Genomic DNA, 6,379 nt, shown 5'->3' with positions numbered 1-6,379 from the left:
CGGGCCAGCCCCCCTCGCCCGCAGGGCGGGAGCGGGGGCCAGGGGGTGAGGGCCATCCCCCCTCGCCCGCAGCGCGGGAGCGGGGGCCAGGGGGTGAGGGCCATCCCCCCTCGCCCGCAGCGCGGGAGCGGGGGCCAGGGGGTGAGGGCTTCCCCTTCCCGCCGTTCACCTGGGACGAAGACCGCCGCGCCATTCTGCGCGCCGAGCTGGACGCCTATTACGCCCGGCTCTACGGCCTGACGCGCAAGCAACTGCGCTACATCCTCGACCCGGCGGATTTGACCGAACGCGAACTGGAAGACATACTCGACCCGCGGGAAGAGGTGGCAGACCCGCTCGACCCGGCTGGCTACGCTACCCGCGCTGCTGCCAGCACCTTCCCCGGCGAAACCTTTCGCGTGCTGAAGGAGAAGGAGATACGTCAATACGGCGAATACCGCACCCGGCGGTTGGTGCTCGAGGCATGGGAGCGGTTATCATAAGTGCGGTGAAAGGTATCATACCCACACGGTGGGGGCGCGGCGCTGCCGCGCCCATTCACGAATGCTGATAGAACCGCATATCGTTGAATGCCGTTCCCGTAAGATGTCCTCGTTCATCAACCTGAGCTGATTTCCCGCTGACCTTCCAATCACGACCGAAGTTTCCTAGCCCGCCAATCATCTGCGGCGACCCGGATTGATCGAATGTGGCATAAACCATAAACCGGGCATGCGCATCGATCCGCTCAAATGTGTGCGGTGACCACGGGGCATAGACATCGACCGGATAGGTCGCATTCACATAACGCTGGATAATCCATGGTTCGCCCTGTGCGATTCGTGATTGCACAAACGCCAGTGTCTTCTGGGCTGCACTCCGCGAACCATTGATACGAAAGACACCACGACCCTGGCTGTAATACAAGCCACTCCCCGCACCGCATTTCAATACCAGCATGCGCCGTGCCGCTGTTGATAGATAAGCGATCTGATCGATAGTACGAATGCGCTGGAGTTGACAAGCAATCTCTGCGGGCAAACCAATCGCCAGCGGTGAGAGATCGACGACATCGGAACGCAACATCGCAACAGCCCCAAAGAGCGCCCGTAGCCGATCATCAAAGAGATGAGCATAAGCCGGCATAAACGGCAGCGCCATGCCCCACTTTTGACGATAGACATAGTTCAGCGGGGTTTCAACCCAGAGTTTACCCTCGGCAGCCACCCGTGCGATCCGCACAATCATTGGTGGTGGAAGTGCTGGGAGCAATTCTTGACCGTACAGAAAATCGATGCGGAGCAGCTTGCCACCCTCGGCAATCGTGAGATACCCATTTCGCTCAATAATCCGCCGCGATCCCTCACGCCGATCAAGAACAATATAGCGTATTCCGCGTTGCAAGTAGCTGCGGCGCAGGTAATGTTCACCCCGCAACCAGACACTACGAACTGCGTTAACTGCAACCGGGTTGTGACCATTACAGCGCATGATGAGTTGGTAAAGCCCCTGTACCGGATGACCAGCACGTGCGGTAGGGGTCGGGGCAATACTAGCACAAACATCGTGAATGCCGAAGAAAAGCCCCAATCCTCCCGATTTCCATTGCACTTCGGCAATTTTCCGGTCTGCACCAATTGTGATGTAGTCAACCCGACAAAAACGCGGTTCAAGACCGGCCGCGAGCGTCATCCGCTGCGCCTGAATCTCTTCAGGCCGGAGGCCATACTCGCACAAATCGGCAATCCAACGTGGCTCTTCACCGGCCAGGGCAGCCCGGTAGAGAGCATTCCACGTTCGATAAAAATGCTGTAAACAACGCAGATCAGCGTCAATAGCAGCCACTTCATCGTTACTGATGATGCACGACGAAGGCGTGATTAAAGACGGATATGTTTCACCCGTTCCATAGATTAAACCGTTGGTTGTCAAAGCGGCGAGCAATTCATCCACTACACTATCGGGATGACGGAGAATGTCCATGGTCTTTGTCTACAATCGATAGGCCCGAAGCCATAACTCTAGCGTCAGCAGCAACCAGATAAACTGACCGTGACGTCGCCAGACCAACCCTCTTCCCTGCATCCAAGCACGAACAGTTTGTTCACGGAAGAGGTTGCGCGTGCGTGCCGATGGCCCGAGCAATACGTCATTTGCCATCGCGGACAGTGGGCCATGGAGCCAATAGTTTACCGGCATCAACATTCCACTCTTAGGACGGTACAAAATCGTTGACGGCAGCAGATCGCGGACCGCCTGTTTCAAGAGCCATTTCTCTTGCAATCCGTTGAGTTTCAGCGTTGGTGGCAGCGCAAACGCCGCATCAACCAGCTCTGGATCAAAGAGTGGGGAACGACCTTCCACACCACCGGCTGCCGTTAGCCGCTCAACCTTTGGCAGAATGTGGTGTGCTCCTTTAGTACGGAGATTGGTATACAGCAACCGGTTAAGAAATGATGACATACGCGGCGATTCCAGATACGGTTGGACGTGACGTTCCAGTGGTGGTGCTGCGCGTAACGTCGCAAGCACATCTGGATGAAGCAGCCGCGCTAGATCGCCGTAGCACTTTTGATACGAATGCAAATAGGCCCGAGCGCGAGCTACCGGGTCTGGATCGGTGCGGTGGAATTCAAACATCAGCATCGGCAGATTCTTGGGGCCACCAAACACCGGATCGCCTCCTTCACCATTCAAGATCACCGATAGGCCATCACGGGCTGCTGCACGCGCCATCAGCAAATTGGGTGTCGTCAACGGGTCGCCAACCGGACAATCAAGAAAGGCCACCGTCTCTGCCAGATGATCGGCAATCTGCTGTCCATTAAAGGTCAGGATGGTATGGTTTGTGCGGCAGTGAGCTGCAACCAGACCGGAATAGGCCAGTTCGTTGGGATATTCTTCGCCAAAGTTAATCGCATACGTGCGCACGGTGCGGTTATGCAACTGTACTGCCAGGGCGGTAACCAGACTGCTATCAATACCACCCGAAAGAAAGACTCCCACCTCCTGATCCACCGGTAACCGAATCGCAACCGCCCGTTCAAGCAGAGTACGTAACCGTTGCGCATACGTCTCGGGCGGTTCAGCCTCGCTCCATTCACGTTCAGCAGGTTCCCAAAATATCTCTTCGTGGCTTCCGCCATCGGCCTTTAAGCGGAGACAACGCCCCGGCAGCATCTTGTACACACCTTCAATCAGCGTCTCTTCCCCCGGCAGATAGGCAAAGGTCAGAAACGCACGAACCGCATTCAGATTAAGACGTGCCTGAGGAAGGTATGCGCGCAATGCTTGCAAAGAGAGCGAGGCTATCCATCGCCCATCACCATAGGTATAGAACAGGCTGCGCGTCCCTACGTGATCGCGAACCAGGATGAGATCGGCGCCGTCAACGATGACGAGGGCAAACATGCCATTAGCCAGCGCAAAACCACGTGCACCGTATTGGGCATACAGTTGCAACAATATCGTTTCGTCAGAGCAATCTTCTGGCAACGGGCAACCGTCACGCCGCAAAGTCTCAAGCAGGAAGGCCCGGTTGAACAATTTCGCTGAACCAGCCACTGACCGGCCATCAATCTGCACGGATTGCAGTGGCTTTCCATCAGGAACAACAGCAGAGATAATCAGATGGTTCATCACTTCCGAAGTCATCCAAAATCTCCGATGTCGAGATCGTCTGTAAGATCACCGCTGTCAATATCCGCATCTTGTTCAACGACGACCGGATCATACTGACTTTCATAGTCATAAGAATCATCGTCAGAATCACCACTGCTAGAGCCGCCCGTCGAACCAGTACTTGTGCTACCCGCCATTTGTTCCCGCAATTTTTGTCGTAGCATCTCCTCTTCCTCTGGCGTCAAAAAATCTGGTGGTGGCACGAGTGATCCCAACAGAAAACCGGCGCCCAGCGATGCCAAGATCATCCCCACCCGTCCGCCAAACGACGTTTGATTGATCGTTAATACTCGTCCCCCGTACCACAGCGTGCGCCCATACCCTTGCTCGCGTGCATAGAAAACTCTGCCATTACTCAGGGTGCGTTTAATAATGCCATCGCCGAGTAATTCATCAACGCCAGAGTATCCATGACTATCCTGCCACTCTACCAGCCAATCTGACTGCCGCCGTCGCCACTCGTAGTTACCATCGCTAAAGGAACGCCGGACACTCCCGTCGGCAAGCACTTCATCTTTGTATGTTAAGACGCGAGGCTCTAGTTTCACATGACCCTCCAGGTTATGAAACCCAGCTCATGTATCCAGATGTACGCCACTGACGCACTCTCGACCACCACGAAGCTCGCTTGGGCCGTGCACGAGTAACAGCCCGTAGCGCACGGAGCAATGACACTGGCGGCAACGCAGCAATCTCGGTGTATAAACCGGTCCCCATCCAAAGACGCTCAATCGGTAATAGCGTCTCTGGTATCTCATTGGGATCAACCGGTTGATGTAACGCAAAGAGATGGCGCCGTAGTGCGTGGATAGGACGTAATCCCAACGAACGCACCCGCAAACCGTATGGTAGCTCCAGTTGTGCGGGGGCATCCCTAACCCAACGCATACCGGACAGGCTAGCGTCGTGTAACAGGAGTACTCTAGGTGAAGGGGTGCGCATGAGCATAGCTACCAGCGCATCTGGTAATGGCGTTGCCTCCTCGGCCGCCAGAATTGCACAGGGTATTTCCATATGTAAATAGTTTGCCCGCAACATGTGTGCAATCGAGCTATCCTGGCAGATGATTGCGTAGGCCAAGCCATAATCGTACAGGTCAGATTCACGTTCACCGAACGTCAGCGAAGACATCGGTGGTACGTCAGAGAGCAGGCCAGCCGGTTCCCCATAGCGTGTCTGATACACTGCCAACGCCTCATCGAACAGCGCAACCGATACCGGCGGGTGGATCGTAAACGGCAGATGGCGTACAAGCTGGGGAAACGTCACCTGAACAGCAGCACTTACCACCCCATTCCACAATGGTCGTCTACCAGATAGCGCCATCAGGCCTGCGATGCCACCGGTCACCGAGTAAGACCATCGATCAACTAGGCGGGAAAATGGGCGCAGCGTTCGACAAACCTCGTAGTAAAGCTGCCGACGTGTGTAACGAACCCCGAAGCTGTCTAACCGCGTCACACTCTGATCAAGTGCGGTAACAAGCGATAGGAGTGAAGGCGTTCTCCTAATCATTGCATCCGCTTCCTTTACGAAGGCCAGGTCATAAACCCAACCGACCGAGCCTTAGTCTGGGCCTGAGTTTCTGGATCAACCATTTGCTTCGGTACAGTTTGTTCTACTGCAACCGTTGCCCGCTTTAGTGCTGCTCGTTCTACCGCTTTCGTTACCACCTTTATCAGGCGGGCAGGTGGAATAAACAGCACAGAGGTCTCATACCCCTTGCGTAACCATTTTTGCTCGGCCTTCGTCAGCTTTAAGCCGTTTGGTACGCTGGCCTGCCATTCAAATAATTGCAACCATTCTCGCGACAGACGGAGCTTGCGCCAGGGTAAGCGCAATTTTTGCACGTGCCGTGGATGCAACCCCAGGTCAATAATCCGGTGTTGCGGGGTGAGTTCCCACTCCTTTCTCAGAATCGTCGCCATCAAACTCCCAAACAGACTGGCATCGTGAATAAGTAAAAGTGGCAGGCGTGGCCGACTACGTAACAGGTTAATAACATCTCTGTCGAAATCGGTAAGCCGACGGGGGTTGAGTAACGCCAGTCCAAGCTGCTCTACTAAGCCATTAACTCGTAAACAGTCGAGAACATCCTCGGAAAAGGAGGCTACCACCGCCCGCACACGAGACAGCGGCATATGAAACTGGCGCAGAGCAATTATTTCTTTCTCGGCGACACGGCCGGGGAGCGGGCCATGGATTTGTTCCCAGGGTGCGATGTATTCGGTCTCGAATTGTGCAAGCGCTTGTGCAGATTCTTTGATATCCAGAGGATTTGTCCGGAAAAACATAAAATATATCGGAATAAACATAATAAGTACAACAAAAAGAAATATTAGTAATATTGGGAGAAAGTTAATGAGAAACATTACTGACCTGAATATAACAAAATTCAAACATAACATTATGAATATTATTATGAAGAAAGGTGCTACAAAAGTTATCAATGCTACAAAAGTTATCAATTTCTGAGATAAAAAAGATGTAAATTGCGACCTTCCTTTCGACACTCGAAAAACTACTGCATGTGCTAATTGCTGTGCAGTATACCTGTATGTACCTTTCCCACTCAAACGTTCGGCAATACCGCGTAAGCGCAGGTCACTAAGACTCAACTTGTTCTCTCGTGGCTCCAGAGCAAACGTTTTTTGACAATACGAACAACTTCGACCGGTTCGCTCACGGTAGCGCAGTTCAGCAAGACAGTGCGGGCATT

4 protein-coding genes and 1 pseudogene are annotated in these 6,379 nt (G+C 53.8%); 1 reads left to right on the top strand and 4 read right to left on the bottom strand.

Translation table 11 applies throughout. The features are described 5' to 3' along the window. Window positions 1-482 (top strand): annotated as a pseudogene (locus tag NW828_RS08880) (hypothetical protein); the annotation flags it as partial. Between the two features lie 55 nt (window positions 483-537). On the opposite strand, the gene NW828_RS08875 reads toward NW828_RS08880, so the two are convergent. The 4 genes from NW828_RS08875 to NW828_RS08860 form a co-directional block, all read right to left on the bottom strand. Then, window positions 538-1,962 (bottom strand): hypothetical protein, encoded by a 1,425-nt coding sequence (locus tag NW828_RS08875; protein ID WP_414383307.1) that lies wholly within the window; start codon window positions 1,960-1,962, stop codon window positions 538-540. A gap of 9 nt (window positions 1,963-1,971) precedes the next feature. Continuing rightward, complete coding sequence (locus NW828_RS08870) at window positions 1,972-3,633, bottom strand: asparagine synthetase B family protein (protein ID WP_414383305.1); 1,662 nt, start codon at window positions 3,631-3,633, stop codon at window positions 1,972-1,974. Continuing rightward, complete coding sequence (locus NW828_RS08865; protein WP_414383303.1) at window positions 3,630-4,208, bottom strand: hypothetical protein; 579 nt, start codon at window positions 4,206-4,208, stop codon at window positions 3,630-3,632. The genes NW828_RS08870 and NW828_RS08865 overlap by 4 nt, the downstream gene beginning before the upstream one ends. 981 nt (window positions 4,209-5,189) lie before the next feature. Next, window positions 5,190-6,032 (bottom strand): hypothetical protein, encoded by an 843-nt coding sequence (locus NW828_RS08860; RefSeq protein ID WP_414383301.1) that lies wholly within the window; start codon window positions 6,030-6,032, stop codon window positions 5,190-5,192. Between the last annotated feature and the right edge of the window lie 347 nt (window positions 6,033-6,379).

Source organism: Synechococcus sp. W55.2 (assembly GCF_047461635.1).
Classification (GTDB): Bacteria; Cyanobacteriota; Cyanobacteriia; order Thermostichales; family Thermostichaceae; genus Thermostichus.
Note: the sequence above shows the minus strand (reverse complement) of the source record. Positions and strands in the feature narration are given on the sequence as shown.